We start from the raw sequence: 16,787 nt of genomic DNA on the forward strand, positions 1-16,787 counted from the left end.
GCCTTTATGTTCAGCCCTTAGTGTTTGGCAGCAAGCCGTTTATGCCGGTTGCGTCGCATCATGTTCAGACACTCGATAGCCGCCGAGAACGCCATGGCCGCGTACACATAGCCTTTTGGCACATGGGCGCCGAAACCTTCGGCAATCAACGTCATACCGATCATGATGAGGAAGCCCAAGGCCAACATCACAATCGTCGGGTTCTCGTTGATGAACTTGGCCAACGGCTCGGCCGCCACCAGCATCACGATGACCGAGACCACCACGGCAATGATCATGATCGGCAAGTGCTCGGTCATGCCCACGGCGGTGATGATGCTGTCGATGGAGAACACCAGGTCCAGCAACAGAATCTGGCCAATCGCCGAAGCGAAGCCCAGGCTTACGCTCGGTGTGCCGCTGTCCACATGCTCCTTCTCAGGGTCCATGCTGTGATGGATCTCGGTGGTCGCCTTCCACACCAGGAACAGGCCACCGGCGATCAGGATCATGTCCTTCCAGGAGAACGACTGCCCCAGGATATCGATGACCGGCTCAGTCAACTGCACGATAAAGGCAATGGTGCTCAACAGGCCCAGACGCAGGATCAATGCCATGCTGATGCCGATGCGGCGGGCCTTGGCCCGGTGTTGCACCGGCAACTTGTTGGTGAGGATCGAGATAAAGATCAGGTTATCGATCCCCAGCACGATCTCCATGACGATCAGGGTAGCCAGTGCGATCCACGCGGTCGGGCTGGCGGCCAGTTGTAAGAGGTATTCCATAGTTCAGTCCTGGTGTGATGTGCGGGTATCAGGTTTCTTGGGAGGTGGACTCAGGCGTGTTGTCTTCCTGTCCCTCGTTGTCCTGCTTGCGCTCCGGCGGAGCAATCAAGCCTTTGGTCGCGTCACTCAACGCCTGCTCGGCGGCCTGATGAGTGTCGTCAATCACTTGTTTGGCGGACTCGGAGGCTTTACCCAGCAGTTGTTGCGCGCTTTTTTCCGCTTGGTCACAGCCACTGAGCATGACTAATGAAAGCCCAAGTAACGCCGTTGCGCCCAGAGATTTGAGTTTCATGATGCGTTCCTCGTTAGAACCGTTGGGTCCAAGTAGTGGCCCCTCGATAGCGACGCATTCTATGCAGATGAACACTTCAGTAAAATTCGTATTTTTTTCATTTATACTTCGGTTTTCACGAAGTGTTGGCCGCCATGCTCAATTACCGACAACTGCACTACTTCTGGGTCGTCGCCAAGACCGGCAGCATCGTGCGCGCCTGCGAGCAACTGAACCTCACGCCGCAAACCATCAGCGGGCAGATCAGCCTGCTGGAGCAGACTTTTGGCGTGGCGTTGTTTCAAAAGGTCGGACGCCAGCTGGAACTCACGGAAGCCGGGCGCCAGGCCCTGCCCTATGCCGAGCAGATGTTCCAGCTGGGCAATGAGCTGGAGGCGATGCTGCGCACCCAGCCCAACGAGCAGCAGATTGTGTTCCGGGTCGGCGTGGCGGATGTGGTGCCCAAGTCCATCGTCTACCGGCTGATTGCGCCAACCATGGAATTGAGCGAGCCGATCCGCATTACCTGCCGTGAAGACAAACTCGAACGCTTGCTGGCAGACCTGGCGATCCAGCGCCTGGACCTGGTGATCTCCGACAGCCCGATGCCCCCGCACCTGGACATCAAGGGCTACAGCCAGAAGCTGGGGGAATGCGGGATCAGTTTTTTCGCGACCCAGGCCTTGGCTGACCAGCATCGCGGCGATTTCCCACAATGCCTGCAGGGTGCGCCGCTGTTGATTCCGGGCGCCGAGACAGTAGTGCGCAGCCGTTTGCTGCGCTGGTTTGCCGAGCAGCAGATCCAGCCACGGATTGTCGGGGAGTTTGACGACAGCGCGTTGATGCAGGCCTTTGGCCAATCCGGCAGCGGGATTTTTATCGCGCCCAGCGTGATTGCCGATGAGGTGGAACGCCAATATGGCGTGGTGCTGATCGGCCAGACGGATGCGGTGACCGAGTCGTTTTATGCGATCTCGGTAGAGCGCAAGGTCAAGCACCCCGGCATCGTGGCGATTACCGAAGGTGCAAGACGGGAGCTGTTTACGGCCCTGCCCTGAGGACTCAGGCGCAGACGGCGCGGGTCTTGGCAGTCATCAGCCACAGCGCCAGCAGGATCGACAGCAGAATAAAACCGGCCGCCGCAAAGCCGAGGCTGCCAAGGCCCAGGGTGTCGATCACGTGACCGCCCACCAACGCCCCCAGGCCAATCCCCAGGTTGGCCCCGGCGATGTTCAGCGAGGCGGCAAAGGCCGGTGCATGAGGCGCGGCCTTCATCAGCCGCACATGACTGACCAAAAACAATGCCGCCTGGGTCACGCCCCATACGGCCATCGCCGCCGCCAATCCGATGGTGGAATGAATGGCGGGCACCAGCGCCACCATGCCGGCGATCATGAAGCCGCAGAACAGCATCGACGCAATCAGCGGATGCCGGTCGACCATGCGCCCGCCCAAGGAGTTGCCGATCAGGCCGACCGCGCCAAAGCCCATCAGGCACCAACCCACTACCGTGCCGTCGAAACCCGCCAGGCGCTCAAGGATGTCCGCCAGGTACGTATAGGCGGTGAACATGCCGCTGAACACCAGGATCGACAGCAGGATATGGCCCTGCATCAGCGGGCTGCGCAAGATCTTGAACTGCGAGCGCAAGCTGACCTGGTCGTTCTTTGCGCGGGTCTTCGGCAGGTAGATAAACAGCAGCAAGGCCTTGGCAAACGCCACCACCGCAAGAATGCCGAAGGCGGTGCGCCAGCCGAACATATCGGAAATCAGCGTGCCCACCGGAATCCCGAAGACTGTGGCACATACGATGCCGAAGCCGATCTTTTCAATCGCGCGGCCGGCGAAATCCGGCCCGACGATGTCCACCGCCGTCTCGCTGGCCAGGGCCCAGAACACCGGCAGCCCCAGCGCCGGGATCAACCGGGCCAGGGACATGACCCAGATATTCGAGGCCATAGCCGCCAGAGTGTTGGCCAGGCCGAACATGATCAGGATCGTGATAAACAGCCGCTTGCGCTCGAACCGCGCGAAATACGCGGTCAGGAACGGGCCAAACGCCGCCACGGTGAAGGCGAACAACGTCACCAGCAGCCCGGCCTGGGACACGCTCACGTCGAGGTCCCGGGCAATGGAAGGCAACAGGCCGACGATGATGAACTCTGTGGTCAGTACGGTAAAACCGGCCGCCGACAACAGCAGGATCGGAAACAACATCAAAAACTCCAGAAAACAGCGACATCAACGACAGCCCGGAGGGCCCGCTGATAGAGAAGAGATAAGAGGATGGGCAATGTTAACAGAATGTGTCCCATCGTGGCGACGGAACGCCGCACCCGGATTAGACGTTTCCTACAGATGTTAGACTTCGCCCCTGCCAGATTCATGCTGCCTAGCTGCATCTATTAAAAAAACTAGAGACAACCCTTTTATGACTGCTGCCCCTTCCCTCTTTCAACGCCTGATGTCTATCAGCCTGGTCACCCAAATCATCATCGGCCTGATCGCCGGTATCCTGTTGGCCCTGCTGTTACCCGACGTCGCACAAGCCACCGGGTTTATCGGCAAGGTCTTTGTCTCGGCGCTCAAGGCCGTCGCGCCCATCCTGGTGTTTGTGCTGGTGATGGCTTCGATTGCCAACCACAAGCATGGCCAGGAAACCCATATCAGGCCGATCCTGTTCCTGTACCTGCTGGGCACTTTTGCTGCTGCCGTGGTGGCGGTGATCGCCAGCATGCTGTTCCCCTCCTCGCTGGTACTGGCCACTCACGACCTGACTGTCAGCGCCCCCGGCGGCATCGGCGAGGTGCTGCAAAGCCTGTTGCTCAGCGTGGTGGACAACCCGGTCAGCGCGCTGATGAACGCCAACTTCATCGGCGTCCTCGCCTGGGCCATCGGCATGGGCATAGCGATCCGCCATGCCAGCGACACCACCCGTACCGTGCTGGGGGACCTGTCCAATGGCATTACGCTGATCGTGCGCATGGTGATCCGCTTCGCGCCCCTGGGGATCTTCGGCCTGGTGGCCTCGACCCTCGCCACGTCCGGCTTCGGCGCCCTGTTGGGCTATGCGCACCTGCTGCTGGTGTTGATCGGCTGCATGCTGTTCGTCGCGTTGGTGATCAACCCGGCCATCGTGTTCTGGAAGCTGCGCCGCAACCCGTACCCGCTGGTGCTGATGTGCCTGCGGAAAAGTGGTATCACCGCGTTTTTCACCCGCAGTTCGGCGGCCAACATTCCGGTCAACCTGGCGTTGAGCAAACGCCTGGGCCTGCATGAAGACACCTACTCGGTGTCGATTCCGCTGGGTGCCACCATCAATATGGCCGGCGCGGCCATCACCATCACCGTACTGACCCTGGCCGCCGTGCACACCCTGGGCATTGCCGTGGACATCCCCACCGCCGTGTTGCTCAGTGTGGTCGCTGCGGTGTGTGCCTGCGGCGCGTCGGGGGTTGCCGGGGGTTCGCTGCTGTTGGTCCCGCTGGCGTGCAGCCTGTTCGGCATTCCCAGCGAAATCGCCATGCAGGTGGTGGCCGTGGGCTTCATCATCGGCGTGTTGCAGGACTCGGCGGAAACCGCGCTGAACTCGTCCACCGACGTGCTGTTCACCGCTGCCGCGTGCCTGGGCAAAGAAGAACAGACCGCGTAAACCTCACGCGCACAAAAAAGCCCGGGGCGGTTCGCAAATGAACCGCCCCGGGCTTTTTTATGCCTGAAGGCTTAGAACGCGCCCATGTAGTCGCGCTTGCCCACTTCCACACCGTTGTGACGCAACAAGGCGTAAGCGGTGGTGACGTGGAAGAAGAACTGCGGCAGGCCGTAGCTCAGCAGGTACGACTGGCCGCTGAAGCGCTTCTCTTTCGGCGTGCCAGGGCGGGTGATGATTTCGATGCCTTCTTTACCGTCGACCTGGGCCGGGGTGATGGTGTCGATAAACGCCAGGACCTTGGCGATCAGCGCTTGCAGGTCGGCGAAGGTGACTTCTGTGTCGTCGTATTTCGGAACTTCGATTTCAGCCAGGCGGGCAGAAACGCCTTTGGCGAAGTCGACAGCGATCTGCACCTGACGCACCAGCGGGAACATATCCGGGTACAGGCGCGCTTGCAGGAAGGCGTTCGGGTCGATGTTCTTGGCGGTGGCGTGGGCTTCGGCCTTGTTCAGCACATCGCTCAGGGCGTTGAGCATTTGCTTGAAGACCGGGAGGGAAGCGGCGTACAGGGAAATAGTCATGACAGTCTCGACAGTTGTGGCAGGGTTTGAAACAGCCGCGATTATAGACATGCTGGCCGCCGGCGCCGCTTGTCTTTTATTTTTTCAGGATTAGGCTAGTGGGCTCACTGCATTAGGGAAAGCGCGATGACCACCGAGCACGACACCACTTCCGAAGAGCCGCGCCTGAACAGCACGGAAATCCGCATCCTGGGCTGCCTGATCGAGAAACAGGCCACCAGCCCTGAAACCTACCCGTTGACCCTCAACGCGCTGGTGATCGCCTGCAACCAGAAAACCAGCCGCGAACCGGTGATGAACCTCAGCCAGGGCCAGGTCGGCCAGAGCCTGCGGGCCCTGGAGGGTCGCGGGTTTACCCGGCTGGTGATGGGCAGCCGCGCCGATCGCTGGGAGCATCGGGTGGACAAGGCGCTGGAGCTGGTGCCGGCCCAGGTGATTCTCAGTGGCTTGCTGTTCCTGCGGGGGCCGCAGACGGTCAACGAACTGCTGACCCGCAGCGGGCGCATGCATGAATTTGAAGACACCGAGCAGGTTGTGCACCAACTGGAACGCCTGATTGCCCGAGGGTTGGCGTTGTTGGTACCGCGTCAGTCGGGGCAGCGGGAAGACCGGTACATGCATGCCCTGGGCGACCCGGCGGATATCGAAGCGATCCTGGCGGCCCGTGGCAATCCGGTGGAGCGTGGTGCGGGAAGCGGGGTTTCCCTGGAGCGTATCGAAGAGCTGGAAGCGCGGATTGCGGCGCTGGAAGAGCGCCTTTCACGGCTGGAGTAATGTTTGTGGTGAGTGAGCTTTAGTGGCAAGGAAGCTTGCAGTGGCGAGGGAGCTTGCTGTGGCGAGGGAGCTTGCTCCCGCTGGAGTGCGTAGCGCTCCCATTTTCTTGGGGCTGCTGCGCAACCCAGCGGGAGCAAGCTCCCTCGCCACAAATGTCAGCGGTGATGCTCAGCTTCGGGCAAACGCCACCGCCGCCTGAAACTGCTCATCCGTCGGCCGTACGCCGGTGTACAGCACAAACTGCTCCAAGGCCTGGATGGCGATCACTTCCAAACCGGTGATCACGCGTTTGCCCTGAGCGCGGCCCCGCAGGATCAGTGGCGTTTCCGAGGGAATCGCCACCACATCGAATACCGTCTCGGCCGCATCAATCGCGTCGGCCTCAAAGGCCAACTGCTCCGCTTCCGCCCCGCCCGTCATGCCGACCGGCGTGACGTTGATCAGCATCTGCGGACGTAAAGCCCCCAACTCCGCCTGCCATTCATAACCCAGGCTCCGGGCCAGCGCCGGGCCCGCCACTTCATTACGCGCCACAATCACGCCCTTGGCGTAACCACCATCGCGCAATGCACTGGCCACGGCCTTGGCCATGCCGCCACTGCCGCGCAAGGCAAAGGTCGAGTCCTTGGGCACTGCATGCTTCTTCAGCAGTTGCTCAATAGCGATGTAATCGGTGTTGTAAGCCTTCAGATGGCCGTTGGTGTTGACGATGGTGTTGATCGACGCAATGGCCTGCGCTGAAGCATCCAACTCGTCCACCAAGGCAATGCACGCCTCCTTGAACGGCATCGACACGCCACACCCACGAATGCCCAACGCACGTATGCCACCCACGGCGCCCGGCAAGTCCTGGCTGCTGAAGGCCTTGTAATAGAAATTCAGCCCCAACTGTTCGTACAGATGGTTATGAAAGCGCAGGCCAAAGTTCCCGGGGCGTGCCGACAGTGACATGCACAGCTGGGTGTCCTTGTTGGGGTTCATCTGCATCGGTAACTCCTTGAAGCCATTCCAGAGGCGATTTCGGATAGACGGAATACCCGCGCCGGCGGGTCGTGGTTAATCATACGCACTGTGCCCGGCCGCTCGTGTAAGCCAGCCGATACAGACCTTACACAACCTTTACCTATCGGCTGTGCTGTTTTTCAGAAATACGCTGTCTTAAAAGTATCCCCGCGACAATCCTTGAGTCTATTGATTGCAGACCACAAGCGCAGGGGCTAACCGAGGAATGACCATGATTCGTAAACTCCCCAAGATCGCCTTGCTTATCGGTGCACTCGCTATAGCAGGACAGGCCTCCGCCCACGGTGGTGGTTGGGGTGCCCCGCTTGCACTGGGAGCTGTAGTCGGTGCAGTGGTAGGCGGCTCGATTGTCGCCAGCCAGCAGCAACCGGTGTATGTGCAACAGCCGGTGTACGTCCAGCCGCAGCCGGTGTATGCCGCTCCGCCGCCGGTCTACTACGCACCGCCACCGCCGGTGTATGTGCAGCAACGGGTTTATTACCGCCCGGCACCGGTCTATTACGGCCCACCGCGTGGCTACTACGGCCCTCCACACGGCTATTACGGTCGCGGTTGGTAAGCATGAACTGACACACACACGAACAGGCTCCGCCCTAAAAGCGGGGCCTTTTTTTGGCCTGTTGGTCTGAATAAATCTCGCAAAGGTCGTTATAAGGACAATGGCTGTGGCCAAATCCCACATCATTGATCTCAATAGACGCTTGCCCGAACCGGGTCTGCGCTGTCATGTTTGTGTCTTAAAAGGCCTCCACTATCAACACTGTCCAGTCAATAACAACAAGGACGATTGACCATGCCCACGCAAAACCCCCATCGCACCGCCGGCCTCTGCACCTCCAGCAAGGTCTACAGCGTACTGACCGAACTCAAGGCCCTGGAAGGCCATCGCAACGCCAAGTTCCTGTCCTTGCTGACGGAAAACCTGGTGCGCAAGGGCCTGCTCAGTGAACAGGAAGTGGTGCACATGCTTGACCAGGTTGTCGACTGATTGATCGCTCGATAACAGTGATGTCGACTATCGAGCGGGTTAATTTTCACTTAAGGTCTGCACCCCGTAATGTCACCTCCATAACTTATTGGAGGTCGTCATGCCCACTATTCAAATCATGTCCGTCATCGGCAGTGCCGTTCCCGCCCCTCTTCGGGAGCTGGGTCTGCTCGCCTGCTGGTACCTGGTACGCGATGGCGAACCCGTCAGCGGCCCACTCACCTCGTTGCCAGCCGCCCAGGCCCTGTCGGTCAGAATGGCCCATTGTTTTCATGCCTAAGGCAATTGAATCCGCGGTTTGGTTTCGACAAACAGCGCCCAACTGGACATGAACAACGCAGCAATCAACGGGCCGATGACAAACCCGTTCAGGCCAAAGATCGACAGGCCGCCCAAGGTTGAGATAAGGATCAGGTAATCCGGCATACGGGTGTCCTTGCCCACCAGGATGGGCCTCAGCACATTGTCCACCAGACCGATCACAAACACCCCGAACAGCCCAAGCACCACGCCCTGCCAGATCGCCCCGCTCAGCAGGAAATACGCCGCCACCGGGCCCCACACAATCCCCGCGCCCACCGCTGGCAGCAGCGACAGAAACGCCATCAACACCGCCCAGAGCAACGCGCTGGGAATGTCCAGGAACCAGAAGATCAGGCCACCCAACGCACCTTGCGTGACCGCCACCAGCACGTTGCCTTTCACCGTAGCCCGAACCACCCGGTTGAACTTCAGTTGCAGGCGACGTTTTTGCGGTTCGGCCAGCGGCACCGCGGTGCGCACCTTGCGCACCAGCTCGGGACCATCGCGCAGCAGGAAGAACAGCAAGTACAGCATGATGAAAAAGCTCACCAGGAAATCAAACGTGCCCTGGCCAAAGCTGAACGCCTGGGTCGCAAAAAACTGGCTGCCCTGCATCGCGCTCTTGACGATTTTCTCCCGCAAGCCTTCCAGGTTGCCCATGCCGAAGCGGTCCAGCAGGTGCTGGAAGTACGGCGGCAGGAAGTTCTTGAACTGCTCGATATACCCGGCAACGTCGAGCTTGCCGCTCTCGACGTTCTTGTAAAGCGTGGCGCCCTCCTGCACCAGCAAGGCACTGGTGATAATCACCGGCAGAATCGCGATCACCAGGCACACCATCAGGGTTGCCAGTGAAGTGAAGTTGCGGTTCCAGCCAAATCGTTGCTGGAAGCGCCGTTGCATCGGCGCAAAGATGATCCCCAGGATCACCGCCCAGAACACCGCACCGTAAAACGGCAGCAGAATCCAGATAAACGCGATGGTCACCAGGACGAGCAGTAACAGCAGGGTTTTGAATTGCAGGTTGGTCTGATTCATGGCCGATCCATCTCAAAAAACGCAGGACACTCATGTGCACCCTGATGCTTAGTCCGCTGCAAATCCTGCGAGTGCCCTACTTCTTAGATCTGGATCAATAAACGTTGCGGCAGGCACCGCTACCCTGCCGCCCTTTTGCGACCTGAACCCATGCCCCCCGTTATCGCCCCCGAACTGCTCGCCCCCGCCGGCACCCTGAAAAACATGCGTTATGCCTTTGCCTACGGCGCCGATGCCGTCTACGCCGGGCAACCGCGCTACAGCCTGCGGGTGCGCAATAACGAGTTCGACCACGCCAACCTCGCCCTCGGGATTCAGGAAGCCCAGGCCCAGGGCAAGCGCTTCTACGTGGTGGTGAATATCGCGCCCCACAACGCCAAGCTGAAAACCTTCCTCAAGGACCTCGCCCCGGTGATCGCCATGGGCCCGGATGCGCTGATCATGTCCGACCCTGGCCTGATCATGCTGGTGCGCCGACACTTCCCACACATGCCGATCCACCTGTCGGTACAGGCCAATACGGTGAACTGGGCCAGCGTCGAGTTCTGGCAGGCCCAAGGCATCTGCCGGATCATCCTGTCCCGGGAGCTGTCGCTGGAAGAGATCGAGGAAATCCGTCAGCAAGTCCCCGCCATGGAGCTGGAAGTATTTGTGCACGGCGCGCTGTGCATGGCCTATTCCGGGCGCTGCCTGCTGTCGGGCTACATGAACAAACGCGATGCCAACCAAGGCACCTGCACCAACGCCTGCCGCTGGAAATACCAAGCGACGCCGGCGGTGGAAAACGCCGTCGGCGACATCGTCCAGCAGTACGCACCCGAGCCGACCCTGGGCCTCGGCGCGCCCACCGACCAGGTGTTCCTGTTGCAGGAGGCCAACCGCCCCGACGAGCAGATGCCCGCCTTCGAAGACGAGCACGGCACCTACATCATGAACGCCAAGGACCTGCGGGCGGTGCAGCACGTCGAGCGGCTGACGCGCATGGGCGTGCATTCGCTGAAGATCGAAGGCCGCACCAAATCCCACTTCTACTGCGCCCGCACCACCCAGGTGTATCGCCAAGCCATCGACGATGCCGTGGCCGGGCGCGAGTTTGACCGGGGCTTGATGACCAACCTGGAATCCCTGGCCCAGCGCGGCTACACCGAAGGTTTCCTGCGCCGCCACGTGCACGATGAATACCAGAACTATCAGAACGGCAGCTCGGTGTCTGAACGTCAGCAGTTCGTCGGCGAGCTCACCGGTGAACGGCGCGGCGAACTGGCCGAGGTCAAGGTGAAGAACCGGTTTGCCGTGGGTAATCACCTGGAACTGATGACCCCGGCGGGGAATTTCCACTTTGACCTGGCCACGCTGCACAACGCCAAGGGCGAGGCTATCGAAGTGGCGCCGGGCGACGGCCATACGGTGTATCTGCCGATCCCGGCGGAGATGGATCTGCGCTTCGGCCTTTTGATGCGCGACGTTTAACTTCGCCAGACACCTCAATGAGTGTGAGACCGCTTGCTGTGGCGAAGGAGATTGCTGTGGCGAGGGAGCTTGCTCCCGCTGGGGCGCGAAGCGGCCCTTATCCGGCTGATGCGGTTTTCCAGGAAGAAGCGCATTTGCCTGTTTTGGGGCTGCTTCGCAGCCCAGCGGGAGCAAGCTCCCTCGCCACAGCAAGCTCCTTTCACCAGCAGTCTCCTTCACCACAGCAAGCTCCCTCGCCACAAAAAGCAGGGCGTACGCGCAATAGGTTCATTAGCACAGTAGAATTGGCGGCTCTGCGTACCGCCACCCTGTCTTGAGCGGTCACCCTCTTTTTTACGGAGATCGCCTTGCGTCTGTTTCACACCTCCGACTGGCACCTTGGGCAAAACCTGCACGGCCAGGAACGCGACTTTGAACACGCCTGCTTCCTCGACTGGCTGCTGGGCCAGTTGGGCTTGCACCGCCCGGATGTGCTGCTGATCGCCGGCGATATTTTCGATACGGTCAACCCGCCGCTCAAGGCCCAGGAGCGGCTGTATGACTTCATCATCAGCGCCCACGAGCAAAACCCGGCGCTGACCATCGTGATGATCGCCGGCAACCACGACTCCGGCTCGCGCATCGAACTGCCGGCGCCGTTGATGCGCCGCCTGCGCACCCACGCCCTGGGCCGGGTGCTGTGGCTGGATGATGGGCAGTTAGATGTCGAACGCCTGCTGATTCCATTGCCCGGCGCCGACGGTGAAATCGCCGGCTGGTGCCTGGCCCTGCCGTTCCTGCGCCCGGCCGAAGTGACCGGCGCGCAGTTGGGGGACGATTACCTGCGGGGCATCGGCCAGGTTCATGAGTGGCTCATCGCCGCCGCCAACGCCAAACGCCAGCCGGGCCAGGCGCTGGTTGCCATCAGCCATGCGCACATGGCTGGCGGTTCGGTGTCGGAAGATTCCGAGCGCAGCCTGATCATCGGCAATGCCGAAGCGCTGCCCGCCAGCCTGTTTGATGCCAGCGTCAGCTACGTGGCCCTCGGCCATTTGCACAAACCCCAGCGGGTGAATGGCGAGGAGCGTATTCGCTACTGTGGCTCGCCGATTCCACTGTCGTTTTCGGAAATCGGCTACCAGCACCAGATCCTCGACGTGCAACTGGACGGCGAAACCCTGGTCAGCGTCGAATCCCGCCTGATCCCGCGCTCGGTCAACCTGCAACGCCTGGAAGCCGCGCCCCTGGCCGATATCCTCAAGCAACTGGCCGAGCTGCCCGACATCGACCTGCTGGCCGAAACCCAGCGCCAACCCTGGCTGGAAGTGCGGGTGCGCCTCGACGAGCCGCAACCCGACCTGCGCCAGCAAGTGGAAAACGCCCTGCAAGGCAAGGCCGTGCGCCTGGTGCGCATCGCCGCTGAATACGCAGGCGCGGGCAGCCGCGAAGACAATCAGGAAGACCGCCTGATCGAGCTCGACCAGCTCACACCCCAGGAATTGTTCAGCCGCGCCTGGCAGGAAAGCTACGGCAGTGAAGTGGACGAACAGACTCTGAAGGACTTCGCCGTGCTGCTTCAGGAAGTGCAACAGGAGGGCGAACAGCCATGAAGATCCTCGCGATTCGCCTGAAAAACCTCGCCTCCCTGGCGGGACCGTTTGAAATCGACTTTACCGCCGAGCCCCTGGCCAGCGCCGGGTTGTTCGCGATTACCGGGCCCACGGGTGCCGGTAAAAGTACCTTGCTTGATGCGTTGTGCCTGGCGCTGTTTGGCGCCGTGCCGCGCCTGGGGGATACCGGCCAGGCGAAGATGCCGGATGCCGACACCGATATTTCCATCGGTGACCCACGCACCCTGATACGTCGGGGCACGGGCGGCGGTTATGCCGAAGTGGATTTTGTCGGGGTCAGTGGCCGTCGCTACCGCGCTCGCTGGGAAGCCAACCGCGCCCGGGACAAGGCCAGCGGCAAGCTGCAAGCCAGTCGCCAAAGCCTGATCGACCTCGACAGCGAGCAACTGCTGGCCAGCCAGAAAACCGAATACAAGACCCAGCTGGAACTGGCCCTGGGCTTGAACTTCGAGCAGTTCACCCGCGCCGTGTTGCTGGCGCAAAGTGAGTTCAGTGCGTTCCTCAAGGCCAACGACAACGAGCGCAGCGAACTGCTGGAAAAGCTCACCGACACCGCGCTCTACACCCAACTCGGCCGCCGCGCCTTCGATAAGGCCAAGGACGCCCGGGACGCCCACAAACACCTGCAAGACCAGGCCACCGGCGTCACCCCGCTGGCCCCTGAGGCCCGCGCCGAGCTGGACGCACAGCTGGCTGCCGCCCAGCAGCAGCTCAAGACCCAGCAAGCGCAACTCAAACAGCTTGAGCTGCAGCACACCTGGCTCAAGGAACTGCGGGAATGGCAGGAGCGCCAACAAGGCGCGGTCGAGCAACTGCACCAGGCCCAGCAACACTGGGAAAGCCAGGGCCCGCAACGCCTGGACCTCAGCCGCCTGGAACAACTGGCGCCGCAACGTCATCACTTCGCCCGCCAGGCTGAACTGACCACGCAGTTGCAGCCCCTCGCTGCGCAGATCCAGCAGCACCTTGAGCAACAAACCGCACTGCACACCCGCCAGACCCAACTGCAACAGCAGCAGACTGAGGTGCACGCCGCCCTCGCCCTCGCCCTGAAACAACAAGCCGATGCCGTGCCGCTGCTGCGCCAGGCTTTCGAGGAGCAAACCACCCTCGCCCACTTGACCCGTGAGCTGGCCAAGCGCAGCGAAGAAAAACAGCTGGGCGAAGCCGCCTGTGTGGAAGGTCAGGCTGCGTTGACAGGCTTGCTCGACAAGCAAAAAACTGTCGCCGAGCGCCTGAATCGGTTGGCTGCAGAACTTGAACGCAGCGCCGCCCTCGCGCCGTTGAGTGAGGCATGGACCTACCAGCGCGAGCGTCTGCAGCAGTTGATGGTCATCGGCGGTCGCCTTAAAAAAGGCACTGAAGAACTGCCCCAACTGGAAGAGCGCGCCACCCGCCTCGGCCAGAAGTGGACCGAGCAACGCGAAGCCCTTGACCTGCTGTACCACGAAGCCGGCGCCGAACCCCATGCAGTGGCCGAACAAATCCAGTTGCTCGGCAGCCTGCTCCAGGACAACCGCAAGCAACATCGCGCGTTTGAAGATTTGGCGCGGCTGTGGGACAGCCATCAGCAACTGGACACTCAAAGCCAGGCCCTGACGCAAAAGCAAACCCTCGCCCAGCAACAACGTGAACTGTTGAACCAGAGCGGCCTGCAAGCCAAGGCCGAGCTGGCCGTCGCCGAGCAGACCCTGACCGTCACCAAGCAACTGCTGGAGCGCCAGCGTTTGGCCCGCAGTGCCAGTGTCGAGGAATTGCGCGGCCAGCTTCAGGATGACCAACCATGCCCGGTCTGCGGCAGCGTTGAGCACCCGTATCACCAGCCCGAAGCGATGCTGCAAAGCCTGACCCGCCACGACGAAAGCGAAGAAGCCAACGCGCAGCAAGCCGTGGATGTGCTCAAGGAAAAACTCACTGACCTGCGTGGCGAAGTGGGCGGTTTGATTGCCCAGCAGAAGGAGTTCCTGCAACAGCAGGAGCAACTCGCCAGCCAGTTGCAGGCCTTGCTGCCAAGCATTGAAGCCCATCCTCTGTCCGCCTCGCTGTTCAACCAGGACGTGGCCAAGCGTGATGCCTGGCTCGCCCAGCAACTGAGCCAACTGAGCCAAAGCCTCGCCCAGGATGAACAACGCCAGGGTGCCCTGCTCAATCTGCAACAGAACGCCGGGCGTATGCAGCAACAACTGCAAGCCGCCCAGGACGCCAGCCAACAGGCGCGCCAATTGCTGATAGACCAGCAGCGGGAACTGTCCAACGACCGCGAACGCCTGGACGAAGAACTCAACGCCTTTGCCAGCCTGCTGCCCACCGAGACCCTCGATGGCCTGCGCAGCGAACCGGCGGCGACCTTCATGCTGCTCGACCAGCAGGTCAGCCAACGCCTGGAACAGCTCGATAACCAAAAGGAAGAACTGGCAGAGCAGCTACAGCGCCAGCAAGCCATCGAGAAAGAACAGGACCGCCAGCAGCATCGTCAGCAGCAGTTGGAAACCTTGCAAAAACAGCTCGCCGAACAGAGCGCCCTGCAACACGCCGCCGAGGAAAAACTCGCCGGCCTGCTGGGCGAAAACTCCAGCGCTGAACACTGGCAACAGCAATTGGACCTGGCCGTCGACCAGGCGCGGCAGCATGAAGCCGAGGCCAACCAACAGTTGCAGGACACCCGCAACCAGTTGATCCAACTGGCCGCCGACCTCAAATCGCTGCAAGAACGTCAACAGTCCCTGGAAACCGAACACGCGGCCCTCACTACGCGCCTGAGCGACTGGCGCGCGTTGCACCCGGAACTCGATGACGAAGGCCTGGCCCGCTTGGTGGCCTTCGATGAGCCGCAGGTGGCCGAGCTACGCCAGCAACTGCAACACAGCGAAAAAGCCATCGAGCAGGCCAAGGTGTTGCTGCAAGAGCGCGAACAGCGGCTCAAGGATCACCAGGCACTGCACAACGGCAACCTCGACGCCGAGCAACTGGACAGCGCCCTGGCCGAACTCAATGCCGCGCTGATCATTGGCGAAAAACACTGCGCCGAACTGCGTGCCCAACAAGCCGACGACCAGCGCCGCCAGGATGCCAACCAGGCCCTGGCGGCCGAGATCGCCAAGGCCTACGAAGAATGGCAACGCTGGGCACGCCTGAATGCGCTGATCGGCTCGGCCACCGGCGATACCTTCCGCAAGATCGCCCAGGCCTACAACCTCGACCTGCTGGTGCACCACGCCAACGTGCAACTGCGCCAACTGGTACGCCGTTACCGCCTCAAACGCGGCGGGAGCATGCTCGGCCTGCTGGTGCTCGACACGGAAATGGGCGACGAACTGCGCTCGGTGCATTCGTTGTCGGGAGGCGAGACATTCCTCGTCTCCCTGGCCCTGGCCTTGGGCTTGGCGTCGATGGCGTCGAGTACGTTGAAGATTGAGTCGCTGTTTATCGACGAAGGCTTTGGCAGCCTCGATCCCGAGTCGCTGCAACTGGCAATGGACGCCCTCGACGGCTTGCAGGCCCAGGGCCGCAAGGTGGCGGTGATTTCCCATGTGCAGGAAATGCACGAGCGGATTCCGGTGCAGATTCAGGTCAAGCGCCAGGGCAATGGCTTGAGCACCCTGGAGGTCAAGTGAGCGAAGGGGTGTTGTATTCGTTCCGCCGTTGCCCGTACGCGATGCGGGCGCGGATGGCCTTGCGGTATTCGGGGGTGGCGGTGCAGATCATCGAGGTCAGCCTCAAGGCCAAGCCGGCTGAGATGCTGGCGTTGTCACCCAAGGGCACGGTGCCGGTGCTGAGCGTGGATGGCCGGGTGATCGATGAAAGCCTGGCGATCATGGGCTGGGCCCTGGCGCAAAACGATCCTGAGGGATGGTTGCTTGAGGATGATGGAGCGACGCAGGCGCTGATTGAAGAGAATGATCAGGGCTTCAAATATCAATTGGATCGATACAAGTATGCCGAGCGCTATCCGGAGCAGCCGATGGAGCATTATCGGGCCGAGGGTGAGGTGTTTTTGTCGAAGCTGGAGGGGTTGCTGGCGCAGCGCGAGTATTTGCTGGCCGGGCACTTGAGCCTGGCGGATGTGGCGCTGGCGCCGTTTGTGCGGCAGTTTGCGCATGTGGATCGGGAGTGGTTTGGACGGGCGCCCTATCCGCGGTTGCAGAACTGGTTGCAGCGCTTCCTGGAATCGCCGCTGTTCATCGCCGTAATGGCAAAACCCTGAGACTGTCGCAGAACAAAATGTGGGAGCGGGCTTGCTCGCGAAGGCGGTGTATCAGTCAGCCCATGTATAGCCTGACCCGGCGCTTTCGCGAGCAAGCCCGCTCCCACATTTG

General features: G+C 61.1%; 16 protein-coding genes. 10 read left to right on the forward strand and 6 right to left on the reverse strand.

Features of this window, described 5'->3' with window-relative positions; all coding sequences use genetic code 11:
- Nucleotides 1-17 precede the first annotated feature (17 nt).
- Together NVB75_RS07285 and NVB75_RS07290 are read right to left on the reverse strand one after the other, a co-directional pair.
- A complete protein-coding gene (locus NVB75_RS07285; RefSeq protein ID WP_258346647.1) occupies nt 18-764 on the reverse strand; it encodes a TerC family protein in 747 nt (248 codons plus the stop codon).
- A gap of 28 nt (nt 765-792) precedes the next feature.
- The gene (locus tag NVB75_RS07290) at nt 793-1,056 is read right to left on the reverse strand and encodes a hypothetical protein (protein ID WP_258346648.1); all 264 of its coding nucleotides are present in this window, start codon (nt 1,054-1,056) and stop codon (nt 793-795) included.
- A gap of 134 nt (nt 1,057-1,190) precedes the next feature.
- Between NVB75_RS07290 and nhaR the strand changes: the two genes are divergently transcribed.
- Nucleotides 1,191-2,093, forward strand: coding sequence for a transcriptional activator NhaR (gene nhaR / locus NVB75_RS07295; RefSeq protein WP_258346649.1), 903 nt, complete (start codon nt 1,191-1,193; stop codon nt 2,091-2,093).
- 4 nt (nt 2,094-2,097) lie between these two features.
- On the opposite strand, the gene NVB75_RS07300 is transcribed toward nhaR, so the two are convergent.
- Nucleotides 2,098-3,252, reverse strand: coding sequence for an MFS transporter (locus NVB75_RS07300; protein WP_258346650.1), 1,155 nt, complete (start codon nt 3,250-3,252; stop codon nt 2,098-2,100).
- Between the two features lie 214 nt (nt 3,253-3,466).
- Between NVB75_RS07300 and sstT the strand changes: the two genes are divergently transcribed.
- On the forward strand, nt 3,467-4,687 hold the full coding sequence (gene sstT / locus NVB75_RS07305; RefSeq protein WP_258346651.1) for a serine/threonine transporter SstT: 1,221 nt from the start codon (nt 3,467-3,469) through the stop codon (nt 4,685-4,687).
- 71 nt (nt 4,688-4,758) lie between these two features.
- On the opposite strand, the gene NVB75_RS07310 is transcribed toward sstT, so the two are convergent.
- Nucleotides 4,759-5,268: a DUF1993 family protein gene (locus NVB75_RS07310; protein ID WP_003211233.1), complete on the reverse strand. Its 510-nt coding sequence runs from the start codon at nt 5,266-5,268 to the stop codon at nt 4,759-4,761.
- A 126-nt stretch (nt 5,269-5,394) separates the two neighbouring features.
- Here NVB75_RS07310 and NVB75_RS07315 point away from each other — a divergent pair, with 126 nt between their 5' ends.
- Nucleotides 5,395-6,042: a YceH family protein gene (locus NVB75_RS07315; protein ID WP_017475501.1), complete on the forward strand. Its 648-nt coding sequence runs from the start codon at nt 5,395-5,397 to the stop codon at nt 6,040-6,042.
- A 168-nt stretch (nt 6,043-6,210) separates the two neighbouring features.
- On the opposite strand, the gene NVB75_RS07320 is transcribed toward NVB75_RS07315, so the two are convergent.
- Nucleotides 6,211-7,029: a shikimate 5-dehydrogenase gene (locus tag NVB75_RS07320; RefSeq protein WP_258346652.1), complete on the reverse strand. Its 819-nt coding sequence runs from the start codon at nt 7,027-7,029 to the stop codon at nt 6,211-6,213.
- 241 nt (nt 7,030-7,270) lie between these two features.
- Here NVB75_RS07320 and NVB75_RS07325 point away from each other — a divergent pair, with 241 nt between their 5' ends.
- The 3 genes from NVB75_RS07325 to NVB75_RS07335 all read left to right on the forward strand — a co-directional run bounded on the left by NVB75_RS07325 (nt 7,271) and on the right by NVB75_RS07335 (nt 8,333).
- Entirely contained in the window at nt 7,271-7,624 is a 354-nt protein-coding gene (locus NVB75_RS07325; RefSeq protein ID WP_017475503.1) for a hypothetical protein, read from the forward strand.
- 234 nt (nt 7,625-7,858) lie between these two features.
- A complete protein-coding gene (locus NVB75_RS07330) occupies nt 7,859-8,053 on the forward strand; it encodes a hypothetical protein (protein ID WP_003211226.1) in 195 nt (64 codons plus the stop codon).
- A 100-nt stretch (nt 8,054-8,153) separates the two neighbouring features.
- Nucleotides 8,154-8,333 carry a hypothetical protein gene (locus NVB75_RS07335; RefSeq protein ID WP_076016867.1) on the forward strand — a complete coding sequence of 60 codons (180 nt, stop codon included), beginning with the start codon at nt 8,154-8,156 and terminating at the stop codon, nt 8,331-8,333.
- Here the strand turns inward: NVB75_RS07335 and NVB75_RS07340 are convergent.
- Nucleotides 8,330-9,391: an AI-2E family transporter gene (locus NVB75_RS07340; RefSeq protein ID WP_258346653.1), complete on the reverse strand. Its 1,062-nt coding sequence runs from the start codon at nt 9,389-9,391 to the stop codon at nt 8,330-8,332. The two genes, NVB75_RS07335 and NVB75_RS07340, sit on opposite strands and share 4 nt — an antisense overlap.
- Nucleotides 9,392-9,541: 150 nt before the next feature.
- Here NVB75_RS07340 and yegQ point away from each other — a divergent pair, with 150 nt between their 5' ends.
- The 4 genes from yegQ to NVB75_RS07360 all read left to right on the forward strand — a co-directional run bounded on the left by yegQ (nt 9,542) and on the right by NVB75_RS07360 (nt 16,675).
- Nucleotides 9,542-10,861 (forward strand): tRNA 5-hydroxyuridine modification protein YegQ, encoded by a 1,320-nt coding sequence (yegQ, locus tag NVB75_RS07345; protein ID WP_258346654.1) that lies wholly within the window; start codon nt 9,542-9,544, stop codon nt 10,859-10,861.
- A gap of 347 nt (nt 10,862-11,208) precedes the next feature.
- On the forward strand, nt 11,209-12,450 hold the full coding sequence (locus NVB75_RS07350) for an exonuclease SbcCD subunit D C-terminal domain-containing protein (RefSeq protein WP_258346655.1): 1,242 nt from the start codon (nt 11,209-11,211) through the stop codon (nt 12,448-12,450).
- Nucleotides 12,447-16,085 (forward strand): AAA family ATPase, encoded by a 3,639-nt coding sequence (locus tag NVB75_RS07355; protein ID WP_258346656.1) that lies wholly within the window; start codon nt 12,447-12,449, stop codon nt 16,083-16,085. Before NVB75_RS07350 ends, NVB75_RS07355 begins: the two co-directional genes overlap by 4 nt.
- Nucleotides 16,082-16,675 (forward strand): glutathione S-transferase, encoded by a 594-nt coding sequence (locus NVB75_RS07360; protein WP_258346657.1) that lies wholly within the window; start codon nt 16,082-16,084, stop codon nt 16,673-16,675. The genes NVB75_RS07355 and NVB75_RS07360 overlap by 4 nt, the downstream gene beginning before the upstream one ends.
- Nucleotides 16,676-16,787: the final 112 nt, after the last annotated feature.

Origin of the sequence: Pseudomonas sp. CBS (assembly GCF_024734645.1) — a bacterium.
Lineage (GTDB): Bacteria > Pseudomonadota > Gammaproteobacteria > Pseudomonadales > Pseudomonadaceae > Aquipseudomonas.

What these genes read in the sequence shown, in the direction of transcription:
- NVB75_RS07330 (WP_003211226.1), top strand. Translation starts at nt 7,859, where the DNA reads ATGCCCACGCAAAACCCCCATCGCACCGCCGGCCTCTGCACCTCCAGC.
- NVB75_RS07340 (WP_258346653.1), bottom strand. Translation starts at nt 9,391, where the DNA reads ATGAATCAGACCAACCTGCAATTCAAAACCCTGCTGTTACTGCTCGTC.
- NVB75_RS07315 (WP_017475501.1), top strand. Translation starts at nt 5,395, where the DNA reads ATGACCACCGAGCACGACACCACTTCCGAAGAGCCGCGCCTGAACAGC.
- NVB75_RS07310 (WP_003211233.1), bottom strand. Translation starts at nt 5,268, where the DNA reads ATGACTATTTCCCTGTACGCCGCTTCCCTCCCGGTCTTCAAGCAAATG.
- sstT (WP_258346651.1), top strand. Translation starts at nt 3,467, where the DNA reads ATGACTGCTGCCCCTTCCCTCTTTCAACGCCTGATGTCTATCAGCCTG.
- yegQ (WP_258346654.1), top strand. Translation starts at nt 9,542, where the DNA reads ATGCCCCCCGTTATCGCCCCCGAACTGCTCGCCCCCGCCGGCACCCTG.
- NVB75_RS07320 (WP_258346652.1), bottom strand. Translation starts at nt 7,029, where the DNA reads ATGCAGATGAACCCCAACAAGGACACCCAGCTGTGCATGTCACTGTCG.
- NVB75_RS07290 (WP_258346648.1), bottom strand. Translation starts at nt 1,056, where the DNA reads ATGAAACTCAAATCTCTGGGCGCAACGGCGTTACTTGGGCTTTCATTA.
- nhaR (WP_258346649.1), top strand. Translation starts at nt 1,191, where the DNA reads ATGCTCAATTACCGACAACTGCACTACTTCTGGGTCGTCGCCAAGACC.
- NVB75_RS07300 (WP_258346650.1), bottom strand. Translation starts at nt 3,252, where the DNA reads ATGTTGTTTCCGATCCTGCTGTTGTCGGCGGCCGGTTTTACCGTACTG.
- NVB75_RS07285 (WP_258346647.1), bottom strand. Translation starts at nt 764, where the DNA reads ATGGAATACCTCTTACAACTGGCCGCCAGCCCGACCGCGTGGATCGCA.
- NVB75_RS07355 (WP_258346656.1), top strand. Translation starts at nt 12,447, where the DNA reads ATGAAGATCCTCGCGATTCGCCTGAAAAACCTCGCCTCCCTGGCGGGA.
- NVB75_RS07325 (WP_017475503.1), top strand. Translation starts at nt 7,271, where the DNA reads ATGACCATGATTCGTAAACTCCCCAAGATCGCCTTGCTTATCGGTGCA.
- NVB75_RS07335 (WP_076016867.1), top strand. Translation starts at nt 8,154, where the DNA reads ATGCCCACTATTCAAATCATGTCCGTCATCGGCAGTGCCGTTCCCGCC.